General features: G+C 69.0%; 23 protein-coding genes. 11 read left to right on the forward strand and 12 right to left on the reverse strand.

The window, feature by feature from the left end:
• The first annotated feature begins 43 nt into the window (after nucleotides 1–43).
• Genes atpA through EZ242_RS21520 form a run of 4 tightly spaced genes read left to right on the forward strand, consistent with a single transcriptional unit; the run spans nucleotide 44 to nucleotide 4,369 of the window.
• Nucleotides 44–1,597 carry a F0F1 ATP synthase subunit alpha gene (gene atpA, locus EZ242_RS21505; protein WP_135287257.1) on the forward strand — a complete coding sequence of 518 codons (1,554 nt, stop codon included), beginning with the start codon at nucleotides 44–46 and terminating at the stop codon, nucleotides 1,595–1,597.
• Between the two features lie 16 nt (nucleotides 1,598–1,613).
• Nucleotides 1,614–2,480: a F0F1 ATP synthase subunit gamma gene (gene atpG / locus EZ242_RS21510; protein ID WP_135287258.1), complete on the forward strand. Its 867-nt coding sequence runs from the start codon at nucleotides 1,614–1,616 to the stop codon at nucleotides 2,478–2,480.
• Between the two features lie 23 nt (nucleotides 2,481–2,503).
• The gene (gene atpD / locus EZ242_RS21515; protein WP_135287259.1) at nucleotides 2,504–3,937 is read left to right on the forward strand and encodes a F0F1 ATP synthase subunit beta; all 1,434 of its coding nucleotides are present in this window, start codon (nucleotides 2,504–2,506) and stop codon (nucleotides 3,935–3,937) included.
• Nucleotides 3,938–3,940: 3 nt separating this feature from the next.
• Nucleotides 3,941–4,369, forward strand: coding sequence for a F0F1 ATP synthase subunit epsilon (locus EZ242_RS21520; protein WP_135287260.1), 429 nt, complete (start codon nucleotides 3,941–3,943; stop codon nucleotides 4,367–4,369).
• Nucleotides 4,370–4,624: 255 nt separating this feature from the next.
• Here the strand turns inward: EZ242_RS21520 and EZ242_RS21525 are convergent, their stop codons facing one another.
• The 3 genes from EZ242_RS21525 to EZ242_RS21535 are packed head-to-tail and all read right to left on the reverse strand — an operon-like array spanning nucleotide 4,625 to nucleotide 6,736.
• Nucleotides 4,625–5,143, reverse strand: a complete 519-nt coding sequence (locus tag EZ242_RS21525; RefSeq protein ID WP_135287261.1) for a TPM domain-containing protein — start codon at nucleotides 5,141–5,143, stop codon at nucleotides 4,625–4,627.
• Nucleotides 5,143–6,102 (reverse strand): TPM domain-containing protein, encoded by a 960-nt coding sequence (locus EZ242_RS21530; RefSeq protein WP_135287262.1) that lies wholly within the window; start codon nucleotides 6,100–6,102, stop codon nucleotides 5,143–5,145. Before EZ242_RS21530 ends, EZ242_RS21525 begins: the two co-directional genes overlap by 1 nt.
• Before the next feature lie 13 nt (nucleotides 6,103–6,115).
• Nucleotides 6,116–6,736 carry a LemA family protein gene (locus tag EZ242_RS21535; protein ID WP_135287263.1) on the reverse strand — a complete coding sequence of 207 codons (621 nt, stop codon included), beginning with the start codon at nucleotides 6,734–6,736 and terminating at the stop codon, nucleotides 6,116–6,118.
• A gap of 89 nt (nucleotides 6,737–6,825) precedes the next feature.
• Between EZ242_RS21535 and EZ242_RS21540 the strand changes: the two genes are divergently transcribed.
• Nucleotides 6,826–7,275, forward strand: coding sequence for a YybH family protein (locus tag EZ242_RS21540; protein ID WP_135287264.1), 450 nt, complete (start codon nucleotides 6,826–6,828; stop codon nucleotides 7,273–7,275).
• A gap of 41 nt (nucleotides 7,276–7,316) precedes the next feature.
• Nucleotides 7,317–8,330: a YheT family hydrolase gene (locus EZ242_RS21545; RefSeq protein ID WP_135287317.1), complete on the forward strand. Its 1,014-nt coding sequence runs from the start codon at nucleotides 7,317–7,319 to the stop codon at nucleotides 8,328–8,330.
• Between the two features lie 7 nt (nucleotides 8,331–8,337).
• Here EZ242_RS21545 and mrdA read toward each other — a convergent pair whose 3' ends face one another.
• Genes mrdA through EZ242_RS21565 form a run of 4 tightly spaced genes read right to left on the reverse strand, consistent with a single transcriptional unit; the run spans nucleotide 8,338 to nucleotide 12,937 of the window.
• Nucleotides 8,338–10,419 carry a penicillin-binding protein 2 gene (gene mrdA / locus EZ242_RS21550; RefSeq protein WP_135287265.1) on the reverse strand — a complete coding sequence of 694 codons (2,082 nt, stop codon included), beginning with the start codon at nucleotides 10,417–10,419 and terminating at the stop codon, nucleotides 8,338–8,340.
• A gap of 14 nt (nucleotides 10,420–10,433) precedes the next feature.
• Nucleotides 10,434–10,952: a rod shape-determining protein MreD gene (gene mreD, locus EZ242_RS21555; protein WP_135287266.1), complete on the reverse strand. Its 519-nt coding sequence runs from the start codon at nucleotides 10,950–10,952 to the stop codon at nucleotides 10,434–10,436.
• Nucleotides 10,949–11,869: a rod shape-determining protein MreC gene (gene mreC, locus EZ242_RS21560; RefSeq protein ID WP_135287267.1), complete on the reverse strand. Its 921-nt coding sequence runs from the start codon at nucleotides 11,867–11,869 to the stop codon at nucleotides 10,949–10,951. The genes mreD and mreC overlap by 4 nt, the downstream gene beginning before the upstream one ends.
• Nucleotides 11,870–11,893: 24 nt before the next feature.
• A complete protein-coding gene (locus EZ242_RS21565; RefSeq protein WP_135287268.1) occupies nucleotides 11,894–12,937 on the reverse strand; it encodes a rod shape-determining protein in 1,044 nt (347 codons plus the stop codon).
• 196 nt (nucleotides 12,938–13,133) lie between these two features.
• Between EZ242_RS21565 and gatC the strand changes: the two genes are divergently transcribed.
• From gatC to gatB, 3 genes are read left to right on the forward strand one after another with little or no spacing between them, the layout of a single operon-like run.
• Nucleotides 13,134–13,433, forward strand: coding sequence for an Asp-tRNA(Asn)/Glu-tRNA(Gln) amidotransferase subunit GatC (gatC, locus tag EZ242_RS21570; protein ID WP_135287269.1), 300 nt, complete (start codon nucleotides 13,134–13,136; stop codon nucleotides 13,431–13,433).
• Complete coding sequence (gene gatA, locus EZ242_RS21575) at nucleotides 13,430–14,893, forward strand: Asp-tRNA(Asn)/Glu-tRNA(Gln) amidotransferase subunit GatA (RefSeq protein WP_135287270.1); 1,464 nt, start codon at nucleotides 13,430–13,432, stop codon at nucleotides 14,891–14,893. Before gatC ends, gatA begins: the two co-directional genes overlap by 4 nt.
• A gap of 4 nt (nucleotides 14,894–14,897) precedes the next feature.
• Entirely contained in the window at nucleotides 14,898–16,346 is a 1,449-nt protein-coding gene (gene gatB / locus EZ242_RS21580) for an Asp-tRNA(Asn)/Glu-tRNA(Gln) amidotransferase subunit GatB (protein WP_135287271.1), read from the forward strand.
• A 16-nt stretch (nucleotides 16,347–16,362) separates the two neighbouring features.
• On the opposite strand, the gene EZ242_RS21585 is transcribed toward gatB, so the two are convergent.
• Both EZ242_RS21585 and pyrE read right to left on the reverse strand, forming a co-directional pair.
• The gene (locus tag EZ242_RS21585; RefSeq protein ID WP_135287272.1) at nucleotides 16,363–16,998 is read right to left on the reverse strand and encodes a DUF4124 domain-containing protein; all 636 of its coding nucleotides are present in this window, start codon (nucleotides 16,996–16,998) and stop codon (nucleotides 16,363–16,365) included.
• 13 nt (nucleotides 16,999–17,011) lie between these two features.
• The gene (gene pyrE, locus EZ242_RS21590; protein WP_135287273.1) at nucleotides 17,012–17,695 is read right to left on the reverse strand and encodes an orotate phosphoribosyltransferase; all 684 of its coding nucleotides are present in this window, start codon (nucleotides 17,693–17,695) and stop codon (nucleotides 17,012–17,014) included.
• Nucleotides 17,696–17,708: 13 nt separating this feature from the next.
• Between pyrE and EZ242_RS21595 the strand changes: the two genes are divergently transcribed.
• Nucleotides 17,709–18,500, forward strand: a complete 792-nt coding sequence (locus EZ242_RS21595; protein ID WP_135287318.1) for an exodeoxyribonuclease III — start codon at nucleotides 17,709–17,711, stop codon at nucleotides 18,498–18,500.
• On the opposite strand, the gene EZ242_RS21600 is transcribed toward EZ242_RS21595, so the two are convergent.
• Nucleotides 18,482–19,027 (reverse strand): ferredoxin reductase domain-containing protein, encoded by a 546-nt coding sequence (locus EZ242_RS21600; RefSeq protein ID WP_135287274.1) that lies wholly within the window; start codon nucleotides 19,025–19,027, stop codon nucleotides 18,482–18,484. The two genes, EZ242_RS21595 and EZ242_RS21600, sit on opposite strands and share 19 nt — an antisense overlap.
• Before the next feature lie 418 nt (nucleotides 19,028–19,445).
• Here EZ242_RS21600 and gdhA point away from each other — a divergent pair, with 418 nt between their 5' ends.
• On the forward strand, nucleotides 19,446–20,789 hold the full coding sequence (gdhA, locus tag EZ242_RS21605) for an NADP-specific glutamate dehydrogenase (protein WP_135287275.1): 1,344 nt from the start codon (nucleotides 19,446–19,448) through the stop codon (nucleotides 20,787–20,789).
• A gap of 25 nt (nucleotides 20,790–20,814) precedes the next feature.
• Here the strand turns inward: gdhA and EZ242_RS21610 are convergent, their stop codons facing one another.
• Together EZ242_RS21610 and EZ242_RS21615 are read right to left on the reverse strand one after the other, a co-directional pair.
• Nucleotides 20,815–22,287, reverse strand: coding sequence for a SulP family inorganic anion transporter (locus tag EZ242_RS21610; protein ID WP_135287276.1), 1,473 nt, complete (start codon nucleotides 22,285–22,287; stop codon nucleotides 20,815–20,817).
• Between the two features lie 227 nt (nucleotides 22,288–22,514).
• Nucleotides 22,515–24,584 carry an ATP-dependent helicase gene (locus EZ242_RS21615; protein WP_135287277.1) on the reverse strand — a complete coding sequence of 690 codons (2,070 nt, stop codon included), beginning with the start codon at nucleotides 24,582–24,584 and terminating at the stop codon, nucleotides 22,515–22,517.
• Nucleotides 24,585–24,633: the final 49 nt, after the last annotated feature.

Consider the following 24,633-nt stretch of genomic DNA (forward strand, 5'->3'; position numbering starts at 1 on the left):
ACGTGCCGCTCGCAGCCCGCAACCCTTACCAAAGGAAAGAGTCATGCAACTCAATCCCGCTGAAATCTCCGAACTGATCAAGAGCCGGATCGAGGGCCTGGGTGCCAGCGCCGACATCCGCAACCAGGGCACCGTCATCTCCGTGACCGACGGCATCGTCCGCATCCACGGCCTGTCCGATGCCATGGCCGGCGAGATGCTGGAATTCCCGCCCACGCCCGGCGGCCAGCCGACCTACGGCCTGGCGCTGAACCTCGAGCGTGACTCCGTCGGCTCCGTGATCCTGGGCGAGTACGAGCACATCTCCGAAGGCGACACCGTCAAGTGCACGGGCCGCATCCTGGAAGTGCCCGTCGGCCCCGAACTCATCGGCCGCGTGGTCAACGCCCTGGGCCAGCCCATCGACGGCAAGGGCCCCATCAACGCCAAGCTCACGGACGTCATCGAGAAGGTCGCGCCCGGCGTTATCGCCCGTAAATCGGTGGACCAGCCGGTGCAGACGGGCCTCAAGTCCATCGACTCCATGGTCCCCATCGGCCGTGGCCAGCGCGAGCTGATCATCGGCGACCGCCAGACCGGCAAGTCCGCCGTGGCCGTCGACGCGATCATCAACCAGAAGGGTCAGAACATGACCTGCGTGTACGTCGCCATCGGGCAGAAGGCGTCCACGATCAAGAACATCGTCCGCTCGCTGGAGCAGGCCGGCGCGATGGACTACACCATCGTCGTGGCCGCCTCGGCCTCCGAGTCGGCTGCCATGCAGTACGTCTCGGCCTATTCGGGCTGCACGATGGGCGAGTACTTCCGCGACCGCGGCCAGGACGCGCTCATCATCTATGACGACCTGTCCAAGCAGGCCGTCGCCTACCGCCAGGTCTCGCTGCTGCTGCGCCGCCCGCCGGGCCGTGAAGCCTATCCCGGCGACGTGTTCTATCTCCACAGCCGCCTGCTGGAGCGCGCCGCCCGCGTAAACGCCGACTATGTCGAAGCCTTCACCAAGGGTGAAGTCAAGGGCAAGACCGGCTCGCTCACCGCGCTGCCCATCATCGAGACTCAGGCCGGCGACGTGTCCGCCTTCGTTCCGACCAACGTGATCTCGATCACCGACGGCCAGATCTTCCTGGAAACCAGCCTCTTCAACGCCGGCATCCGGCCCGCCATCAACGCGGGTATCTCGGTGTCGCGCGTCGGTGGCGCGGCCCAGACCAAGCTGATCAAGAGCCTCTCCGGCGGCATCCGTACCGACCTGGCGCAGTACCGCGAACTCGCGGCCTTCGCCCAGTTCGCCTCGGACCTCGACGAAGCCACCCGCAAGCAGCTGGACCGCGGCGCCCGCGTGACCGAACTGCTCAAGCAGCCGCAGTACAGCCCGCTGCCCATCTCGCTGATGGCCGCGTCGCTGTACGCCGTGAACAAGGGCTACTTCGACGACGTGGACGTCAAGAAGGTCCTGGCCTTCGAATCCGGCCTGCATTCCTACCTGAAGGACAAGCACGCCGCCCTGCTCGCCAAGCTGGAGAACGACAAGGCCATGGACAAGGACGCCGAAGGCGAACTGGCATCCGCCATCCAGGCCTTCAAGAAGACCTTCGCGTAAGGCGCAGGGGAGTCGCATGGCTGCAGGAAAAGAGATTCGCGGCAAGATCAAATCGGTGGAGAACACCAAGAAGATCACCAAGGCCATGGAAATGGTCGCCGCCTCCAAGATGCGCAAGGCGCAGGACCGCATGCGTGCGGCCCGGCCCTATAGCGACAAGGTGCGCAACATCGCGGTGAACCTCGGCAAGGCGAACCCGGAGTACACGCACCCCTTCATGCAGGCCAACGAGTCCAAGGCTGCCGGCTTCATCGTCGTCACCACGGACAAGGGCCTGTGCGGCGGCATGAACACCAACGTGCTGCGCGCCGTCACCGGCAAGCTGCGCGAGCTGCAGGGCGCCGGCGTGGACACGCAGGCGGTCGCCATCGGCAACAAGGGCCTGGGGTTCCTGAACCGCATCGGCGCCAAGGTGGTCTCGCACGTCACACAGCTGGGTGACACGCCGCACCTGGACAAGCTGATCGGCCCGGTGAAGGTGCTGCTGGACCAGTACGCCGAGGGCAAGCTCAACGCCGTGTACCTGTGCTACACCCGGTTCATCAACACGATGAAGCAGGAGCCGGTGGTCGAGCAGCTGCTGCCGCTCACCTCCGAGCGCATGCAGGCCGACGAAGGCCAGCACTCCTGGGACTACATCTACGAGCCGGACGCCCAGACCGTCATCGACGACCTGCTCCTGCGCTACGTGGAAGCCTTGGTCTACCAGGCCGTGGCCGAGAACATGGCGTCGGAGCAGTCCGCGCGCATGGTGGCCATGAAGGCGGCCACCGACAACGCCGGCAACGTCATCGCCGAACTCAAGCTGGTCTACAACAAGACGCGCCAGGCCGCGATCACGAAAGAGCTTTCGGAGATCGTCGCGGGCGCCGCGGCTGTTTAAAGAAATCGAGATTGGAGCAAGACATGGCCCAAGAAAATCTTCAAGTGAACGGACGCGTCGAGGGAAAGATCGTCCAGTGCATCGGCGCCGTCGTGGACGTCGAGTTTCCGCGCGACCGGATGCCCAAGGTCTACGACGCGCTCAAGATGGAAGGCACCGCGCTGACCCTCGAAGTGCAGCAGCAGCTGGGTGACGGCGTCGTGCGCACCATCGCGCTGGGCTCGTCCGACGGCCTGCGCCGCGGCAACATGGTCTACAACACCGAGAACCCCATCACGGTGCCGGTGGGCAAGGCCACGCTGGGCCGCATCATGGACGTGCTGGGCAACCCCATCGACGAGCGTGGTCCGGTGGACAACGCCCTCACCGCCTCCATCCACCGCAAGGCGCCTTCCTACGAGGAGCTCTCGCCCTCGCAGGAGCTGCTGGAGACGGGTATCAAGGTGATTGACCTGGTGTGCCCCTTCGCCAAGGGCGGCAAGGTGGGCCTGTTCGGTGGTGCCGGCGTGGGCAAGACCGTGAACATGATGGAGTTGATCAACAACATCGCCAAGGCGCACTCGGGCCTGTCGGTGTTCGCGGGCGTCGGTGAGCGCACCCGCGAGGGCAACGACTTCTATCACGAGATGGCCGACTCGGGCGTCGTGAAGCTGGACAACCTGGCCGAATCGAAAGTGGCCATGGTCTACGGCCAGATGAACGAGCCTCCCGGCAACCGCCTGCGCGTGGCGCTGACGGGCCTGACCATCGCCGAGTCCTTCCGCGACGAAGGCCGCGACGTGCTGTTCTTCGTGGACAACATCTACCGCTACACCCTGGCCGGCACGGAAGTGTCTGCGCTGCTGGGCCGCATGCCCTCCGCCGTGGGCTACCAGCCCACGCTGGCCGAGGAAATGGGCCGCCTGCAGGAGCGCATCACCTCCACCAAGGTCGGCTCCATCACGTCCATCCAGGCCGTGTACGTGCCCGCGGACGACCTGACCGACCCCTCGCCCGCCACCACCTTCGCCCACCTGGACTCCACCGTGGTGCTCTCGCGTGACATCGCGGCCCTGGGCATCTACCCCGCCGTGGACCCGCTGGACTCCACCAGCCGCCAGCTCGACCCGCTGGTCGTCGGTGAGGAGCACTACGCCGTGGCCCGCGCCGTGCAGGGCACGCTGCAGCGCTACAAGGAGCTGCGCGACATCATCGCCATCCTGGGCATGGACGAACTGGCGCCGGAAGACAAGCTGGCCGTGGCCCGCGCGCGCAAGATCCAGCGTTTCCTCTCGCAGCCCTTCCACGTGGCCGAGGTCTTCACCGGCTCGCCCGGCAAGTACGTGCCGCTGGCCGAGACCATCCGCGGCTTCAAGATGATCACCGCCGGCGAATGCGACCACCTGCCCGAGCAGGCCTTCTACATGGTCGGCACCATCGACGAAGCCTTCGAGAAGGCCAAGAAGCTGGCGGGCTAAGCCATGGTGGACAGCACCCACACCATCCACGTGGACGTGGTCAGCGCCGAGGAGTCCATCTTCTCCGGCGAGGCCCGCTTCGTGGCGCTGCCGGGTGAAGCCGGCGAGCTGGGCATCTACCCCCGGCACACGCCCCTGATCACCCGCATCCGGCCCGGCTCGGTGCGCATCGAGAAGGCCGACGGCACCGAGGAGTTCGTCTTCGTCGCCGGCGGCGTGCTCGAAGTGCAGCCCAACACCGTCACCGTGCTGTCCGACACCGCCATCCGCGGCAAGGACCTCGACGAGGAAAAGGCCAACGAATCGCGCCGCGCCGCCGAAGAAGCCTTGAAGAACGCCAAGAGCGACATCGACCTGGCCAAGGCCCAGTCCGAACTCGCCGTCATGGCCGCCCAGATCGCCGCCCTGCGCAAGTACCGCCAGAAGCGCTGACCGGCCCCCCGCAACAAGAACGCGCTAAAAACCCGCGCACTAGCCCCGCTCGAAAGAGCGGGGCTTTTTTATGTACCGCCCCTGGGCGCCGGGAGCGCAGCGACGAGCGCCCCGCTCGAAAGAGCGGGGCTTTTTTACGTACCGCCCCTGGGCGCCGGGAGCGCAGCGACGAGCGCCCCGCTCGAAAGAGCGGGGCTCTTTTGTGTGCGCCCCTTGGGCGCGGGAGCGCAGCGACGAGCGCCCACGCGCCACCCATCACCCCAGCACCGGCGCGTCCGGCAATTCGTTGGGGCTCGCGCGGCCCGGCTCGGCGGGGAAGTGTTCCACCAGCAGCGCCGACACTTCCTCCAGCGCCTGCGTGAGCCCGTCCTCGAAGCGCCCGGCGCGGAACGCTTCGCGCATGCGGCCCACCACCTGCTGCCAGCGCGCCGCATCCACGTGCCGCGCCAGGCCCCGGTCGGCCACGATCTCGATCGCGTGCTCGGCCAGCAGCAGGTAGATCAGCACCCCGTTGTCGTCCTCGGTGTCCCACACGCGCAGCTTGCCGAAGATGGAAATCGCGCGCTCACGCGCCGAGGCATCACGCCAGATGTAGCTGTTGGGCAGACCCCCTTCCACGTAGATGCGGATCTCGCCCGTGTGCCGCCGCTCGCTGGCTGCGACGCGCTGCTCCAGGCGCTGCAGTAGCTCGGGCGACATGGCCCGCCGCAGGGTCGTGTCGTCCTGCCAGCGGTGGCGCATGAGGCGCCCGATGCGACGAATGAGCTTTCCCATCACCAGTCTCCCGAGGCGCCGCCACCGCCGAAGTCGCCCCCGCCGCCCGAACCGAAGCCGCCGCCGAAGCCGCCGCCGAAGCCGCCGCCGCCCCAGCTGCCGTGGTGACCGCTGCCCCAGCCGCCCGTAACCGGCGGAGCCCCGCCCCAGCCGCGGTGCCGCCCGATGCCCCGGCCCCCGAGCCCGCCGCCCATGCCGCCGATGAGCGCGACGAAGAGGCCGACGAGCCCAGCCAGCACGGCAATCACGAAACTTGTCGTGACCACGAAGGCCAGGAAGCCCACGGCGCCACCGGCGAGCACGGATCCCAGCGGCCGACCGAATAGGCGGCGCAGCAGGCCGCCAGCCACCGGCACGGCGATGAACAGCAGGATCAGCAGCTCGAAGAAGTCGAAGCCGGGATCACCCGGAACGCCCCGGCCCTCGCTGCGCGGCGGCGGCAGAGCCTCGCCGCGCACCAGCGCGCCGATGCGCTCGATGGCCGCCTGCAGGCCGCCCGCGAAGTCGCCCTGGCGAAAACGCGGCGTGATCGCCTCCTCGATGATCTGCCGCGCCCGCAGGTCGGGGATGGCACCTTCCAGCGTCTTGGCCACTTCGATGCGCACCCGCCGGTCGTCCTTGGCGACGACGATCAGAACGCCGTCGCCCACCTCGCGGCGGCCGATCTTCCAGTCGTTGGCCACCCGGTTGGCGTAGCTGAAGATGTCTTCGGGTGCGGTGCCCGGCACCATGAGCACCACCACCTGCGCGCCGGTCTCCCGCTCCAGCTGCGCGAGCTGTGCATCCAGCGCCGAGCGCGCCTCGGGCGCCAGCGTGCCGGTCTGGTCGATGACCCGGGCCGTGAGTGCCGGAACGGGCTGGAGCTCCTGCGCACGCAGGACGCCGGCCGGCACCCACAGGCCCAGCAGCGCGAGGACCAGCGCGATGAACGCTGGCCAGCGGCGCGCGGCGGACAGCATGCCCCGCGAGCCCTCAGCGCGTGGTGGCGTTCGGATTGGCCGGGGGCGCCCCGGTGCCGAAGTCCACGCGCGGCGGTGTGGCGATCTGCGCCTCGTTCTGCACCGCGAAGGTGGGCTTGGGGTCGTAGCTGAAGACCATGGCCGTGAGGTTGGTCGGAAAGCTGCGTGCCAGCACGTTGTACTGCTGCACCGCCTGGATGTAGCGGTTGCGTGCCACGGTGATGCGGTTCTCGGTGCCCTCCAGCTGGATGCGCAGGTCGCGGAAGCCCTGGTTGGCCTTCAGGTCGGGGTAGCGTTCGCTCACCGCCATCAGGCGGCTGAGCGCGGAGGACAGTTCGCCCTGCGCCTGCTGGAAGCGCTCGAAGGCCTGCGGGTTGTTCAGCGTCTCGGGCGTGACCTGCATGCTGGTGGCGCGCGAGCGCGCCTCGATCACGCGGCTGAGCGTCTCCTGCTCGAAGTTCGCCTCGCCCTTGACGGTCTCCACCAGGTTGGGTACGAGGTCGGCGCGGCGCTGGTACTGGTTGAGGACCTCGCTCCAGGCGGACTTGGTCTGCTCGTCCAGGCGTTGGAAATCGTTGTAGCCGCAGCCGCTCAGGGCGAGGACGGCCACGAGGAGGGCAAACCAGCGTTTCATGCGACGAACTCTCGGGAAGCGGATCGGGGCGAAAACAGTAGCACAGCGACGCCGGCCCGGGGCGCCGTTGCCGGCACAATCGGCCGGCCATGACCCGAAACAAGCTCCAGGCCGCCAACCTCGAAGGCAATGCCGACGACGTGGAGGCGGCGTTCTACGACGCCCTGCAGCACGGGGACATCGACCAGCTCATGGCCTGCTGGGCCGACGAGGACGAGATCGTTTGCGTGCACCCCGGTGGGCCACGCGTGGTCGGGCCCGTGGCCATCCGCGCCACCTTCGAGGCCATGTTCGCCAACGGCAGCATCAGCGCCCATCCGCAGCAGGTGCGCAAACTGGAGTCCGTGGGCAGCTGCGTGCATCACCTGGTCGAGCGGGTGGAGGTGCAGACACCGGCCGGCCCGCGCCAGGCCTGGGTGATCGCCACCAACGTCTATCTCAAGACCGCGCAGGGCTGGCGGCTCGTGGCCCACCATGCCAGCCCCGGCACGGCCGGCGAACTGCAGGAGGTGTCGGACCGGCCCTCCGTGCTGCACTGAGGAGCCGCTGCATGGCGGGTGGACAGGCGTCCGGCGTGGGGATGGCCTTGCCCGCACGCAACGGTGCCTCGCGCCTGGACTACCGCGCACCGTGGTGGCTTCCCGGCGGCAACCTGCAGACCATCTGGCCGGCGCTCTTCGGCCGTCGCACCTGGGACGGCCCCGTCGTGTACCGGCGCGAGCGCTGGACCACGCCCGATGCCGACTTCATCGACCTCGACTGGCTGGAGTCCGCCGGCCACCGGCCGCCGCCGGAGGCGCCGCTGCTGGTGCTGTTCCACGGCCTGGAGGGCTCTTCGCGCAGCCACTATGCCGAGGCCTTCGCCGACTTCGCGCGCAGCCAGGGCCTGCATTTCGCGGTGCCGCACTTTCGCGGCTGCAGCGGCGAGATCAACCTGGGTCCGCGGGCCTACCACTCGGGCGACTACGAGGAGGTCGGCTGGATCCTGGCGGGGCTGCGGCAGGCGCACCCGGGCCCCGTGCTGGCGGTCGGCATTTCGCTGGGCGGCAACGCGCTGCTGCGCTGGGCGGCCGAGGCGGGCGACCAGGCGCGGCAGGTCGTCCGCGCGGTCGCGGCGGTGTGCTCGCCGCTGGATCTCGCCGCCGGGGGTCGGGCCATCGGGCGCGGCTTCAACCGGCTGGTGTACACGGGCATGTTCCTGCGCAGCATGAAGCCCAAGGCGCTGAAGAAGCTGGCGCAGCACCCGGGCCTGTTCGACCGCGAGGCGCTGCTGGCCGCGCGCGACCTGTACGCCTTCGACAACATCTTCACCGCGCCCCTGCACGGCTTCCGGGACACCGACGACTACTACGCCCGCGCCTCGGCCAAGCCGCACCTGCAACGCATCCGCATTCCGGCGCTGGCGCTCAATGCGGGCAACGACCCCTTCGTGCCCGCCGCCAGCCTGCCGCGGGCGCAGGAGGCCGGCGCCTGGGTGACGCTCTGGCAGCCCGCCGAGGGCGGCCACGTGGGATTCCCGAGCGGCCAGCCGCGCGGCCACGTGCGCTTCATGCCCGAGCAGGTGGGACGCTGGCTGCTGGCCGCGCTGCCTTGAGAAGGCTTCAGCGTGCCGGCTGCCGGGGCGCGCGCCGTGCGGCGGTAGGGACAAGGGCGCTGCGCGGCGCCGTCGTTGCAGCCGCGGCGGTGGGTGCGGGCGTCCTCGCGGCTGCCGCAGCGGCTTCCGCCGCCGCCGCTCCCGGTGGCCAGGCCACCTCGGCGGCAGGGCGCTGCTTGCCTACCGGCGCCGCGGCCTGTCCCTTCTGCACGGCGGCGAGATCCTCCTCGCTCGGGTAGAGGCCGGCGAGCCAGTAGTCGAAGACACGCCGCGCGATCGGCGCGGCAGCCGCGGCGCCGAAGCCGGCGTTCTCCACGACCACCGCCACCGCGATCTTCGGGTCGTCGGCCGGCGCGAAGGCGATGTAGAGCGAGTGATCGCGCTGGTGCTCCTCCAGCTTGGCCGCGTCGTACTTCTGCCGCTGGCCGATGGTGACCGCCTGCGCCGTGCCGGTCTTGCCGCCGCTGAGGTAGGGCGAGCCGGCGAACACCCGCGTGGAGGTGCCGCCCTGGGTCACCCCGACCATGGCCCGGCGCACCGCTTCCACGTGCTGCGGCTTGTAGTTGAGGTTCACGCCCGGCTCCAGCGGCAGCGGCTCGGTCTGGTGGCTCACCGGGTCCTGGGTGGCGATCACCAGTCGCGGCTTGTGCTTGATGCCGCCGTTGACCAGCGTGGCCGTGGCGTGCGCGAGCTGCAGCATGGTGAAGCTGTTGTAGCCCTGGCCAATGCCCAGCGAGATGGTCTCGCCCGCGAACCACTTCTTCTGCTCGGGCCGGCGGTAGTAGTTGCGCTTCCACTCCTGGCTGGGCAGGATGCCGCGCACTTCGCCGGGGATGTCGATGCCCGTGAGCTGGCCGAAGCCCAGCGGCTTCATGAAGTCGTGCATCGCATCCACCCCCATCTCGTTGGCCAGGGAGTAGTAGTACACGTTGCTCGACTTGACGATGCTCACGTGCAGGTCCACCGGACCCAGCCCGTGGTCGCCGTGGCTGCGGAACACGTGGCCGCCGAAGGACCAGGAGCCGTTGTCCTGGATGATCTGGCCCGCGGTGCGCTTGCCCGTCTCCAGGGCTGCCAGCGCCATGAAGGGCTTGTAGGTCGAGCCCGGCGGGTAGGTGCCGCGCAGGGCGCGATTGAGCAGGGGCTTGTCCAGCGACTCGTTCAGCGCCTGCCAGTTCTCGCTGTCGATGCCATCGACGAAGAGGTTGGGATCGAAGGTGGGCTTGGAGACGAAGGCCAGCACCTCGCCCGACTTGGGGTCCAGCGCCACCAGCGCCCCGCGGCGGGGGCCGAACATCTGCTCCACCAGGTGCTGCAGCTTGATGTCGATGGAGAGCATCACCGTGTCGCCGGGCGTGGCGGGCAGGCTCGCCAGCTTGCGCACCGCGCGCCCGCCCGCCGAGGTCTCCAGCTCCTCCACCCCGGTGGTCCCGTGCAGGCGCTGCTCCAGGCTCTGCTCCACGCCGAGCTTGCCGATGTACTCGGTACCCCGGTAGTTGGCCTGGACCTCCTCGTCCCACTCCTCCATGGCCTTCTTCTCGGCCTGGTTGATGCGGCCGATGTAGCCGATCACATGGCTGCCCAGCTCACCCCAGGGGTAGTTGCGGAACAGCCGGGCCCGGATGTCCACGCCGGGAAAGCGGAAACGCTGCGCGGTGAAGCGGGCGACTTCCTCCTCGTTCAGCTTGGTGCGGATCGGAAGCGACTCGAAGCTCTTGGACTCGTCCAGCAGCTTGCGGAAACGTCGGCGGTCGCGGGGCTGGATCTCTACGATCCTGGACAGCGCGTTGATCGTGTCCTCCAGCGGCGCCTGCAGGCGCGAAGGCGTGATCTCCAGGGTGTAGGCCGAGTAGTTGGTCGCCAGCACGATGCCGTTGCGGTCCAGGATCAGCCCCCGGTTGGGCACCACCGGCACGACCGCCGTGCGGTTCGCCTCGGCCCGTTCGCTGAACTGCTCGTGCCGCACCACCTGCAGCCAGACCAGCCGCGCCACCAGCAGCAGGAAGCACACCAGCACCACCACGCTGGCCACCAGCACGCGCAGGCGGAACCGCGAAAGGTCGGCTTCGATGTTGCGGAGTTCTGTCACTGAGGGGAGGGCGGCTACAGCGGCCTATTCTCATCCGGGTCCGGCGCCCTTCGCTGCGGGGCCAGCAGCAGTACGCTCACCACCGGCCAAAGCAGGGATTCGATCACGGGCGCGAGCGCGATCTCCGGCCCGGGGAAGATGCCGCCGGCCAGCAGGCGCAGGGCCAGCTCGATGGCGTGGGCGGCGGCGAAAAGGGGCAGCACCTGGACTGCCTGCGAGGGCACGGAAAACCACAGCAGGCGCCGGTGGATGGTGATGGCGAAGTAACTGAGCGTGGTGTAGGCCAGCGCATGCTGGCCCAGCAGGCCGGCCTGGTGGACGTCCATGGCCAGGCCGAAGACGAAGGCGGTCACGATCCCCACGCGCAAAGGCTGGTGCACGCTCCAGAAGACCAGCACCAGCGCGAGCAGGTCCGGCATCCAGGCCACGCGCCCGAGCGGCAGCATGTTCACCAGCAGCGCGACCAGCAGGCTGCTCCAGATGAACAGGGGATTGGCCGGCAGCAGCAGCTGCTGGCCGGGGCGCATGATCATCGGCGGCCTCCCTTGGCGCCGGGCACCGGGTCGTCGGCGGGCGGGCGCGGCGGCAGCAGCGAGGCGGTGGGCTGCAGCACCATCACGTGGCGGGCGCCGGCGGCCAGGGCCAGCGGCGTGGCGTGGATGCGGGCGAAGGCGGTGTCCGCGCGGCGCTCGACCTTGTCGATCCGCGCCACCGGCAGGCCGGCCGGATAGACCCCGTCGATGCCGCTGGTGGTGAGCAGGTCGCCGGCCTTCACGTCGGCGCCCGCAGGCATGAAGCGCAGCTCCAGCGAGCCGACCTGGCTGCCGGACGGCTCGCCGTACACCACGCCGCGCACGCCGGTGCGGGCATTCAGGATGGGTGTGGCGTGGTCGCGGTCGGTGACCAGCGTGACCTCGCTGACCATGCCGTGCGCCCGCGTCACCTGGCCGAGCACGCCGCCTTCGTCGATCACCGGCGAGCCGGGCGCGATGCCCTGCGCCGCGCCCTTGTCGATGATCACCTTGCGGGTGTAGGGGTCGGGTGCGTCGTAGAGGACCTGGGCGGCCACGGCGGGCGCCTGGAGGCGTTCGCGCAGCTCGAGCAGCTTGCGCAGGCGCTCGTTTTCCTGTGCGAGCTGCTCGACCTGGTGCGCGCGCAGGGACTGCTCGGCCAGGCGGGCGCGGGCCTCGGTCTCGGCGGCCTGGGCGCTGCGCAAGGACTGGAAATAGCCGCCGGCGTACTGCACCGCCAGCACGGGGCGCATCGCCACCCACTGCACGGGGTAGAGCACGGTGGCCACCGCCGAGCGCAGCGGGCCGGTCACCTTGAAGCGGGTGTCGGCCACCATGAGGAACAGCGCCAGGGCGCTGCACACCATCAGCTTGGACAGGGCCGAGGGGCCCTGCTTGAAGAACGGCGGGGGGGTTCTGTCCAGCGTACCGAGCGGCATCGCTGTCCTTGCGCGGTAGGGGGCTTACTCGCTGGTGAAGATCGAGCCCAGGCGCTCCATGCGCTCCAGGGCGGTGCCGCAGCCGCGCACCACGCAGGTCAGCGGGTCCTCGGCCACCAGCACGGGCAGGCCGGTCTCCTCGGCCAGCAGGCGGTCCAGGTCGCGCAGCAGCGCGCCGCCGCCGGTGAGCATCATGCCGCGCTCGGCGATGTCGGCGCCCAGCTCGGGCGGCGTGCTCTCCAGCGCGTTCTTCACGGCCGAGACGATGTTGTTCAGGGGATCGGTCAGGGCTTCCAGGATCTCGTTGGACGAGATGGTGAAGGAGCGCGGCACGCCCTCGGAGAGGTTGCGGCCCTTGACCTCGATCTCCTTGACCTCGCTGCCGGGGAAGGCCGAGCCGATGCTTTTCTTGATCATTTCGGCGGTGGGCTCGCCGATCAGCATGCCGTAGTTGCGGCGGATGTAGCCGATGATGGCCTCGTCGAACTTGTCGCCGCCCACGCGCACGCTGCCCTTGTAGACCATGCCGCCCAGGGAGATGACGCCCACTTCCGTGGTGCCGCCGCCGATGTCCACCACCATGGAGCCGGAGGCTTCCGACACCGGAAGGCCCGCGCCGATCGCCGCGGCCATGGGTTCCTCGATCAGGTACACCTCCGAGGCGCCGGCGCCCAGGGCCGACTCGCGGATGGCGCGGCGCTCCACCTGGGTGGAGCCGCAGGGCACGCAGATGATGATCCGCGGGCTGGGCTTGAGCACCGAGCGCGGGTGGACCATCTTGATGAACTGCTTGAGCATCTGCTCGGTGACGGTGAAGTCGGCGATGACGCCGTCCTTCATGGGCCGGATGGCCTCGATGTTGCCGGGCACCTTGCCCAGCATGGCCTTGGCCTCGTGACCCACGGCCTGGATGGTCTTCTTGCCCTGCGGGCCGCCTTCGTGCCGGATCGCCACCACCGAGGGCTCGTCCAACACGATGCCTTTGCCGCGGACGTAAATGAGGGTGTTGGCCGTGCCCAGGTCGATGGCCAGGTCCGTGGAAAAGTAGCGTCGGAAAGCTCCGAACATCAGGGAATTCCTCGTGATTTTGCGAAAGCGGCCGCTGTCGCGGCCGTTGCAGGGGATCGCCGGGGTGCCGTGGCCAAGCGCGGCCTCGGCCGGTTCTCCCGAAGGCGCCGATAATACCTGATCCCCTGTCAGCAACCGCCTTTCGCGCGAGCCCTGCGCTGCGCCGCGACGGCACTATTTCCTTGGCTTGTTGCCCATGGCACTGACCCCCGAAGACATCGGCCGCATCGCGCACCTGGCGCGGCTCGAACTCGATCCCGACGCGCAGGCCCGCATGCTGGCGCAGATCAACGGCTTCTTCGACATCGTCGAGCGGATGCGTGCGGTCGACACCAGCGGCGTGGAGCCGCTGGCCCACCCCCTGGACGCCCTGGAGGAGGTCTCGCTGCGCCTGCGCGAGGACGTGGTGAGCGAGTCCGACCAGCGCGAGGCCAACCAGCGCAGCGCCCCGGCCGTCGAGCGCGGCCTCTTTCTCGTGCCCAAGGTGATCGAATGAGCGAACTGCACCACCTTGGCGTCACGGCGCTGGCGGCGGCCCTCGCGAAGCGCGAGGTCTCGGCCGTGGAGGCTGCGCAGCATTTCCTGGACCGCATCACGCGCCACCAGGACCTCGGCGCCTTCCTCGCCACCGACCCGGAAGTCTCCCTGGCGCAGGCCGCCGAGGCCGACCGCCGCATCGCGGCCGGCGACACCGCGCCGCTCCTGGGCGTGCCCATCGCGCACAAGGACATCTTCGTCACCCGCGACTTTCCCACCACCGCCGGCTCGCGCATGCTGGCCGGCTACCGCTCGCCCTTCGACGCCACCGTGGTCACCCGCCTGGCCGAGGCCGGCGCGGTCACGCTGGGCAAGCTCAATTGCGACGAGTTCGCCATGGGCTCGGCCAACGAGAACTCGGCGTTCGGCCCGGTGCGCAACCCCTGGGACACGGGCCGCATTCCGGGCGGATCCTCCGGCGGCAGCGCCGCCGCGGTGGCCGCCGGCCTGGCCGCCGCCGTCACCGGCACGGACACGGGCGGCTCCATCCGCCAGCCGGCGTCCTTCTGCGGCATCACCGGCATCAAGCCCACCTACGGGCGCGCCTCGCGCTACGGCATGGTGGCCTTCGCCTCCAGCCTCGACCAGGCGGGGCCGATGGCCCGGTCGGCGCAGGATTGCGCGGTGCTGCTCTCGGCCCTCTGCGGCCCCGATCCGGACCGCGACTCGACCTCGCTGGACGTGCCGGCGGAGGACTTCGGCCGCGCGCTGGGCGATTCGCTGGAAGGGCTTCGCATCGGCGTGCCGCGCGAGTTCTTCGGCGAAGGCTTGGCGGTCGACGTGCGCGCCGCCATCGACGCGGCGCTGGCCGAGTACCAGCGCCTGGGCGCCAGGCTGGTGGACATCTCGCTGCCTCGCACCGAACTGTCCATCCCGGTGTACTACATCATCGCGCCGGCCGAAGCCTCGTCCAACCTCTCGCGCTTCGACGGCGTGAAGTTCGGACACCGCGCCAAGGAGTACACGGACCTGCTGGACATGTACAAGAAGACCCGCGCCGAGGGCTTCGGCGACGAGGTCAAGCGCCGCATCATGATCGGCACCTACGTGCTCTCGCACGGCTATTACGACGCCTACTACCTGCAGGCGCAAAAGATCCGCCGCATGATCGCGGACGACTTCCGGGCAGCGTTCACGAATTGCGACCTCATCGCCGGCCCCGTGGCGCCCACGGTGGCCTGGAAGCTCGGCGAGCACGGCAACGACCCGCTGGCCGACTACCTGGCCGACATCTTCACCTTGCCCGGCTCGCTTGCGGGCCTGCCGGGCATGAGCATTCCCTGCGGCTTCGGCGAGGGCGGCATGCCGGTGGGCTTGCAGTTGATCGGCAACTACTTCGGCGAAGCCAAGCTCCTCAACGCGGCCCACCGCTTCCAGCAGGCCACCGACTTCCACGCGCGCCGCCCCGAAGGGTTCTGAAGCCATGACCGCCAAACTCGTCCAGGGCTGGGAAGTCGTCATCGGCTTCGAGACGCACGCCCAGCTGTCCACCCGCAGCAAGATCTTCAGCCGCGCCGCCACCTCCTTCGGCGCCGAGCCCAACACGCAAGCCAGTGCCGTGGACCTGGCGCTGCCGGGGACGCTTCCGGTGATGAACAAGGGTGCCGTCGAGCGCGCCATCCGCTTCGGCCTGGCCGTGGGCGCGGCCATCGCGCCACGCAGCGTCTTCGCGCGCAAGAACTACTTCTATCCCGACCTGCCCAAGGGCTACCAGATCAGCCAGTACGAGATCCCGGTGGTGCAGGGCGGCGTCGTCGAGTTCTTCCTGGGTGAAGAAAAGAAGTCGGTGCGCCTGGTGCGCGCCCACCTGGAGGAAGACGCGGGCAAGTCGCTGCACGAGGACTTCGTCGGCCAGTCCGGCATCGACCTCAATCGCGCCGGCACGCCGCTGCTGGAGATCGTGACCGAGCCCGACATCCGCTCCAGCGACGAGGCCGTGGCCTATGCGCGGGAGCTGCACAAGATCGTCACCTGGATCGGCATCTGCGACGGCAACATGCAGGAAGGCAGCTTCCGCTGCGACGCCAACGTGTCGGTGCGCCGCCCCGGCGGGCCGCTGGGCACGCGGCGCGAGATCAAGAACCTGAACAGCTTCAAGTTCATGCAGCAGGCCATCGATTTCGAGGTGCGCTGGCAGATCGAGGAACTGGAGGACGGCCGCGCCATCCAGCAGGCCACGGTGCTCTTCGACCCCGACACGGGCGAAACCCGCGCCATGCGCACCAAGGAAGACGCCGCCGACTACCGCTACTTCCCCGACCCGGACCTGCCGCCCCTGCTGGTCGCGCCCGAGTGGGTGGAGCGCGTGCGCGCCGACATGCCCGAGCTGCCGCGCGCCTTGGCCGTCCGCTTCGTGGCCGACTACGGCCTGCCCGAGTACGACGCCACCACGCTCACGCAGAGCAAGGCCATGGCCGGCTACTTCGAGCAGGCGGCCAAGGCCTGCGGCCAGCCCAAGCTCGCGAGCAACTGGATCATGGGCGAGGTCTCGCGGCGGCTGAACGCGCAGGAGATCGGCATCGAAGAGGCGCCGGTGGATGCCGCCACGCTGGCTGCGCTGATCGGGCGCATCGCCGACGGCACCATCTCCAACAACGCCGCGCGCCAGGTGTTCGAGGGGCTGTGGGCGGGCGAGGGCAGCGATGTCGATGCGCTGATCGAGGCCAAGGGCCTCAAGCAGATGAACGACAGCGGCGCTCTGGAAAAGATCGTGGACGAGGTCATCGCCGCCAACCCCGACAACGTCGCCCAGTTCAAGGCCGGCAAGGACAAGGCCTTCAACGCCCTGGTGGGTCAGGTCATGAAGGCGAGCAAGGGCAAGGCGAACCCCGGGCAGGTCAACGAGCTGCTGCGCAGCAAGCTGGCGGGCTGAGGGGCGCTGCTATCGCCTAGTCGGTGCTGGCGCCCGGCTGCCGCCACAGCGCGAGCAACTGGCTTCGCATCTGCTCGAACTGTTGTTGCAGGCGCTGGTGCTCCTGCTGCTGGCTGGCCAGGAAACGCTGCTGCGCGCCCAGTTGCCGCTCGTTCTCCTCCAGGGCGTACTGCAGGCTGCCGGGGACGCGCGCGCGCTCGCCGGCTTTTGCATTCGCCTCGGCCTCCAGGCGGCGCCGGTCGGCGGCGAGGGCGGCGATCCGCTCACGGGCGCTCGCGATGATGCCGTCGACGCGGGCGAGCGTGGCGAGGCGTTCCTGGTCCAGTGATTCCGGGTTGGGAAAGCGCACCAGCAGGGCCCGCTGGCGCTGGCGCTCGTCGGCCTGGCGCTGGCGTTCCTCCGCTTCGGCCCGGGCCTTGGCTTCCAGGGCGGCACGTTCCGGCGCCGTGTAGGACGGCGGCAGCCGGCGCTTGACCGTGCCGTTCGGGGACAGCACGCGCTGCTCGCGGTCGATGCATTCGAGGATCGGCCGGTCCGAGGTCAGGGTGCGGCCCTGCGCGTCCACGCAGCTGAAGATCTGCTGCGCCCCGGCGGTGTTCGCGGCGCCCAGGACGGCAGCGGTGATGAGGGCGGCGGAGGTTGGGGAGCGCATGCTTCGTGGCAGGTCAGTCGATGACGCCGTACCGTTCGCGGTAGGCCAGCACCGCGGCGTGGTGCGTGCCCAGCGCGTCGGCGGCCTGGCGCTGCAGATAGTCCAGCAGGTCGGCCAGCCTGGCAATCGCACAGACCTGCAGCCCCAGCCGGTCGCGGACGTATTGCACGGCGCTGTGGTCCACGTCGCGGCCGTCCTCGGTCGCCTTCTCCTGGCGGTCCAGCGCGATGGCCATGGCGTGGGGCGTCGCGCCGGCCGATTGGATGAGGGCGATGGACTCGCGTGCCGCCGTGCCCGCCGACATGACGTCGTCCACGATCAGCACCCGCCCGCGCAGGGGCGCGCCCACCAGCGTGCCGCCTTCGCCGTGGTCCTTGGCTTCCTTGCGGTTGTAGGCGAAGGGCACGTTGCGCCCCAGGCGCGCGAGCTCGATCGCCACGGCCGCGGCCAGCGGGATGCCCTTGTAGGCGGGGCCGAACAGCATGTCGAACTCGACGCCCGAAGCCACGATGCGGCGTGCATAGAATTGCGCCAGCCGGCCGAGCTTGGCGCCGTCGTCGAAGAGCCCGGCGTTGAAGAAATAGGGCGAATCGCGGCCCGCCTTGGTGCGGAACTGCCCGAAGCGCAGTACGCCGGCCTCCACCGCAAACTGCACGAACTCCTGCGCCAGCGCGTCCTGGCCCTCACCTGCCGCCATGGGAAAAGATTCCTTGTTCACGCTCACCAGCCTCAACCTGAACGGCATCCGTTCGGCCACGAGCAAAGGGCTGGAGGCCTGGCTGGCCAAGAGCCGGCCCGATTGTATTTGCGTGCAGGAGGTCAAGGCCCAGGCCTGCGACCTGGAAGGCCGCTTCGAGGAGCTGGCGGGCTTGCGCGGGCACTTCCACTGCGCCGAGAAGAAGGGCTATTCGGGTGTCGGCATCTACAGCCGCCGCGAGCCCAGCGACGTGGTCGTCGGCTGGGACGGCGGCGAGTTCGACGCCGAGGGTCGCTATGTGGAATTGCGCTTCGACACGCCGGCACGCCGCCTGTCGATCATCAGCGCCTACTTCCCCTCCGGCTCCTCGGGCGAGGAGCGGCAACAGGCCAAGTTCCGCTTCCTCGCCGGCTTCGAGCCGCACCTGGCGCGCCTGAAGTCACAGCGCGAGTTCATCCTCTGCGGCGACATCAACATCGCCCACCGGAAGGAAGACCTGAAGAACTGGCGCGGCAACCAGAAGAACAGCGGCTTCCTGCCCGAGGAGCGCGATTGGATGTCCAGGCTGCTGTCGGATACCGGCCTCGTGGACGTGTACCGGCGCCTGCAGCCGGACACCACCGAGGCCTGCTACACGTGGTGGAGCAACCGCGGCCAGGCCTATGCCAAGAACGTGGGCTGGCGGCTGGACTACCACCTTGCCACGCCGGCCCTCGGCGCGCTGGCGCGTGCCGAGGCCATCTACAAGGCGGAAAGGTTCTCCGACCACGCGCCGATCACCATCGGCTACGAGCTCACCCTCTGAAGCTGGATGGCGGTGTTCGGCACGGACGCACGCGTTTCGAGCGCGTGGTCGGAATCGTCCAGGGCCAGTTCCGCGATCGAGCCGAGCTTGTCCTTGTACGCGCTGACCTGGGGCGCCGTGAACTTCCCCTGGCTGGCTTCGCCCAAGGCATCGAAGCGCCGCTTGAAGGCCAGCGTGACATTGATCCGCTCGGCCAGCGAAAGCCGCGGCGGCGCCAGGCGAGCGAGTTCGAGCAGGGCCAGGGCGCATTCGTCCCAGGGATAGCCGCAGGTCTCGCCCAGGCGGACGATCTGCGCACCCAGCGTCTCCACGGCCTCGCGGGTCGCCGGCGGCAGCGCCCCCAGGCCCAGTCCTGCCGCGGCCGACAGCACGTGCAGCGGCTGCAGCCGGTCGGGGTGGCGGCGCTGCAAGGCCGTGAGCTGGTCGATGGAGGCGGCCACGGCTGCGGCGTCGCGCGGACGTTGGTTCGCGAGGGTTACGAGATGGTAGACCTGGTCCACGGGTGAGGCCGTTGCGACCGGGGACACGCTTGTGCGCTTGGAATTCGCTGCGCCTGCGGCTGCAATGGTCGCCGTGCGGCTGAACAAATGCTTGATGCTGGTCGATGACGCCGTGCCCTGGCCACAGGCCGTTCGGCGGGGCGGCGTGCCGGCCTTCTTTTCGGAAGGGAGGCAAGGGGCTAGACGTCGTGCGGCCGGAGCGGCCAAAGGGGAAAGCAACATCGGAGGGATCGCTTACGGATGAGCTGGAACGGACGCGCAGCGTAAGCACCTTCTGGCGACATTCCCTTCGCGTTCCTGAATGGCGCGAGTGGCCGGCCGTCGTTGCACTAATTCGGTGCTGATGGGGCATCTATGGTGCGCACCTGCACGGAAACGGATCGGGATGGCACCGGGTTAGGGCAAGATCGCGTGCTTTCGACCACGCCCCAGCAACCCACCAACGATGAAATACGCCTCCAGCCACGACTTCCTGGCCCATGTCGCCGATCGCAACCCGGGCCAGCCGGAATTCCTGCAAGCCGTCTCCGAAGTCATCGACAGCCTCTGGCCCTTCATCGCCGAGCATCCGAAATACGCCGAGCACGGCCTGCTGGACCGGCTGATCGAGCCTGAGCGGGTCGTCATGTTCCGCGTGTCCTGGGTCAACGACCGGGGCGAGGTGGAGGTGAACCGCGGCTATCGCATCCAGCACAGCATGGCCATTGGCCCGTACAAGGGCGGCCTGCGCTTCCACCCCTCGGTCAATCTCTCCATCCTCAAGTTCCTGGCGTTCGAGCAGACCTTCAAGAACGCCTTGACCACGCTGCCCATGGGCGGCGGCAAGGGTGGCGCCGACTTCGACCCCAAGGGGCGCAGCCCCGGCGAGGTGATGCGCTTCTGCCAGGCTTTTGCAACGGAGCTGTTCCGCCACGTGGGCGCCGACACGGACGTGCCAGCCGGCGACATCGGCGTCGGCGGGCGCGAGGTCGGCTTCATCGCCGGCATGGTCAAGAAGCTCACCAACCGCGCCGACTGCGTCTTCACCGGCAAGGGCCTGTCCTTCGGGGGTTCCCTGATCCGGCCGGAGGCCACGGGCTACGGCACCGTCTATTTCGCCGAGGAGATGCTCAGGCAGAAGGGCATGAGTTTCGAGGGCCTGCGCGTGAGCGTCTCCGGCTCGGGCAATGTGGCGCAGTACGCGGTGGAAAAGGCCATGGCCCTGGGTGCCAGGGTGGTCACCGTGTCCGACTCCAGCGGCACGGTGGTCGACGAAGCGGGCTTCACGCCGGCCAAGCTGGCCGAGCTCATGGAGGTCAAGAACCACCTCTATGGCCGCGTGAGCGACTATGCGCAGCGCGCCGGCGTGGCGTTTCATGCGGACCTGCGTCCCTGGAACGTTCCGGTGGACGTTGCGCTGCCCTGCGCCACCCAGAACGAGCTGGGCCAGGACGATGCGCGCACGCTCGTGAAGAATGGCGTGAAATGCGTGGCCGAGGGTGCCAACATGCCCTCCACCCTGGAGGCCGTGAAGGTGTTCGAGGAAGCCGGCGTGCTCTTCGCGCCGGGCAAGGCCAGCAACGCGGGCGGAGTCGCCACCTCGGGCCTGGAGATGAGCCAGAACGCGATGCGCCTGTCCTGGCCGCGGGAAGAGGTGGACGCGCGCCTGCACTCCATCATGCGCAGCATCCACGCGATGTGCGTGCGCCACGGCACGCGTGCCGACGGCAGCGTCAGCTACGTGGACGGCGCCAACGTGGCGGGCTTCGTGAAGGTGGCCGACGCGATGCTGGCGCAGGGCGTGGTCTGAAGCCGCAGTGGGCGCCGCAAGGCGCTCAGTGACCGGGCGCCAGCTGCGCGAGCGGCTTGTCGTGCACGCCGAAGCGCGCGACCAGGCTTGCGCTCGCCTCGTTCAGCCCCAGCACCTGCACCTGTGCGCCCGAGCGGCGTAGCTTCAGCACCACCTTGTCCAGCGCCGCGACGGCGGTGATGTCCCACAGGTGCGCCCGGCTCACGTCGATGCTCACCACGTCCACCGGTTCGGAGAAGTCGAACGCGTTCGCGAAGCGTTCGGCACTCGCGAAGAACACCTGGCCGCTGACCTCGTAGTGACGGCTGGCGCCGGTGTCCAGCGCGCGCACCTGCAGCAGGCGGTCCACCTTGCCCGCGAAGAACACGCCCGAGAGCAGCACGCCCACGAGCACGCCCTGCGCGAGGTCGTGCGTGGCCACCGTCACGGCCACCGTGGCCAGCATCACCACGCTGGAGCTGCGCGGCGTCTGGCGCAGCCGGCGCACGGAGTTCCAGTCGAAGGTGCCGATGGAGACCATGATCATCACCGCCACCAGCGCGGCCATCGGGATGCGACTGACCCATTCCCCGAGGAAGACCACCATCACCAGCAGCACCACGCCGGCCGTCAGGGTGGACAGGCGCCCACGCCCGCCCGATTTCACGTTGATGACCGACTGGCCGATCATGGCGCAGCCGGCCATGCCGCCGATGAAGCCGGTGGCGAGGTTGGCCACGCCCTGGCCCACGCATTCGCGGTTCTTGTCGCTGCGGGTGTCGGTCATGTCGTCCACGATGGTGGCGGTCATGAGCGACTCCAGCAGCCCGACCACGGTGAGCGTGAGCGAGTAGGGCAGGATGATCTGCAGCGTCTGCCAGGTCAGCGGCACGTCGGGCAGCAGGAAGACCGGCAGGCTGTCGGGCAGCGCACCCATGTCGCCCACGGTGCGGATGTCCAGGTCCAGGGCCAGGGCGACGCCGGTGAGCACCACGATGGCCACCAGCGGCGAGGGCACCGCGCGTGTGATGCGGGGCAGGCCGTAGATGATGGCCAGGCCCGCGGCGGTCACGGCATAGACGTGCCAGGTGACGTTGGTCAGCTCGGGCAGCTGCGCGAGGAAAATGAGGATGGCCAGCGCGTTCACGAAGCCGGTGACCACTGAGCGCGAAACGAAGCGCATGAGGCGGCCGAGCTTCAGCCAGCCGGCCGCGATCTGCAGCACCCCCGTGAGCACGGTGGCTGCGAGCAGGTACTGCAGCCCGTGCTCCTTGACCAGCGAGGCCATCACCAGCGCCATGGCGCCGGTGGCCGCGGAGATCATGCCGGGGCGGCCGCCCGTGAAGGCGATGATCGTGGCGATGGAGAAGGACGCGTAGAGGCCGACGGCCGGGTCCACCCCCGCGATGATGGAAAAGGCGATGGCCTCGGGGATGAGCGCCAGGGCCACGACCAGGCCGGCGAGCAGGTCCTTGCGGCTATTGGAGAACCAGTCCTGCCGGATGTGTTGGAAGTGCATTGGAAAGAAGAAAAGCAAGGGTCAGGCCCACCGGGGGCGGCCTGGGGGAATCTGGAACGGGCGCCGCGGCGGCGCGGCGTTCTGTGGAAGAAGGGGAGGCAGCGGCGGACGGCCCCTCAGGGCGGCGTCACCGAGCAGAAGTACCCGCGCGGCAGGCCTGCGCCGCGGTAGGAGAGCGGGCGCCTGTCGACGCGGATGCGGGTCATGGCGCGGTCTACGGACGTGCTTCAGACGCCGGCCGCCGCGGCCCCGTCCGCCTGCGCCTTGCGCGCCGCGAACTCCGCCCGCAGCGCCCTGAGCTTCTCGCGCGGGTCTTCCTTGACCGTGGCCTTGTCCAGGGCCATTTCGGCGATGAAGCGGCTCGGCACCCCCGCCACGACTTCGCGGCCCTTCTTGCGCCGCTTGACCCAGCTCACGGCCAGCGAGCGCTGGGCGCGGGTGATGCCCACGTACATGAGGCGGCGTTCCTCCTGCAGCTTCTGCAGGATGCCTTCGTTGGCCTGGCCGGCCTTGCCGTTGTCGTCATCGAGCTTGAAGGGCAGAAGGCCCTCGTTGCAGCCGGCCAGCACCACGTGTGGCCACTCCAGGCCCTTGGAGGCGTGCAGGGTGGAGAGCGTGACCACGTTCTGGTCCTGCTCGCGCTCGCTGATGGTGGACAGCAGGGAGATGGTCTGCGCCACTTCCAGCAGCGTCTTCTTCTCGCTGGCGATGTTGGCGCCGGACGCGTCGTCGATCTCGCCGCCGCAGCGCTTGGCCATCCAGTCGCAGAACTCCAGCACGTTGGTCCAGCGCGAGGCGGCGAGCTTCTCGCTGTCCTCGCTGTCGTACAGGTGCTTCTCGTAGCCGATGTCCTTGAGCCAGTCGGTGATGAAGGCCCGGGCCGCCTCCGCGCCTTCGGTGTGGCGGGCGCGGTACTCCAGGTCGTTCACGTAGCGGCCGAACTCGTGCAGGCTGCCCACCGCGCGCGCGTTGAGCACCGAGCCGAGGGACGAGGAGAAGAGCGACTCGAACAGGCTCAGCTTGTACTGGCTGGCGAAGGTGCCCAGGCTCGCCAGCGTCTGGTGGCCGATGCCGCGCTTGGGCGTGGTCACGGCGCGAAGGAAGGCGGGGTCGTCGTCGTTGTTGACCCACAGGCGCAGCCACGCGCACAGGTCGCGGATCTCGGCGCGGTCGAAGAAGCTCTGGCCGCCCGAGACCTTGTAGGGGATCTGTGCCTTGCGCAGCGCCTGCTCGAACACGCGCGCCTGGTGGTTGGCGCGATAGAGGACGGCGAAATCCTTCCAGTCCTTGCCCGCGCCGGCGGCGCGGATGGACTGGAACCTCGCGACGGCGCGCTCGGCCTCGTGCTCCTCGTTGTCGCAGTCCACCACGCGCACCGGCTCGCCCTCGCCCAGCTCGGAAAAGAGCGTCTTGGGAAAGAGCTTGGGATTGGGCTGGATGACGTTGTTGGCCGCGCGCAGGATGGCGCTGGTGGAGCGGTAGTTCTGCTCCAGCTTGATGACCTTGAGCTGCGGATAGTCCACCGGCAGCTTGCGCAGGTTGTCCAGCGTGGCGCCGCGCCAGCCGTAGATGGACTGGTCGTCGTCGCCCACGGCCGTGAAGCGCCCGCGCTCTCCCACCATGAGCTTGAGCAGTTCGTACTGCGTGGCGTTGGTGTCCTGGTACTCGTCCACCAGCACGTGGCCCATGGCCTGCTGCCATTTCGCGCGCACGTCCTCGTGGTCCCGCAGCAGCTTGAGCGGCAGGCCGATCAGGTCGTCGAAGTCCACGCTATGGAAGGCGGCCAGGCGCTCCTCGTAGCGCGCCATGATGCGCGCGGTGACGCGCTCGTTGTCGTCCTTGGCCTGCGCCTCGGCCTGGGCGGCGTTCAGGCCCATGTTCTTCCACAGGCTGATGGCCCACTGCCACTGGCGCGCCGTGGCCGCGTCGGTGGTGCCGCCGGCATCCTTGAGGATGGACACCACGTCGTCGCTGTCCAGGATGGAGAACTGGGGTTTGAGGCCCAGCGAGGCGCCGTCCTGGCGCAGCAGGCGAACGCCCAGGGCGTGGAAGGTGCAGATCACCACGTCCTTGGCCTCGCGCCCGATCAGGCCCTTGGCCCGCTCGCGCATTTCGCTGGCGGCCTTGTTGGTGAAGGTGATGGCGGCGATGCGCTTGGCCGCAAGGCCCGCCTGGATGAGGCGCGCGATCTTGTGGGTGATGACGCGGGTCTTGCCGGAGCCGGCGCCGGCGAGCACCAGGCAGGGACCGTGCAGGTAGTTGACCGCTTCCTGCTGCGCGAGGTTCAGGCCTGACATGGAGACGGAGCGGTTCGGCGCAAAGCGGCGAATCATAGCGACGCCTTTC

It is taken from the genome of Ramlibacter rhizophilus (assembly GCF_004681965.1).
Taxonomy (GTDB): domain Bacteria; phylum Pseudomonadota; class Gammaproteobacteria; order Burkholderiales; family Burkholderiaceae_C; genus Ramlibacter; species Ramlibacter rhizophilus.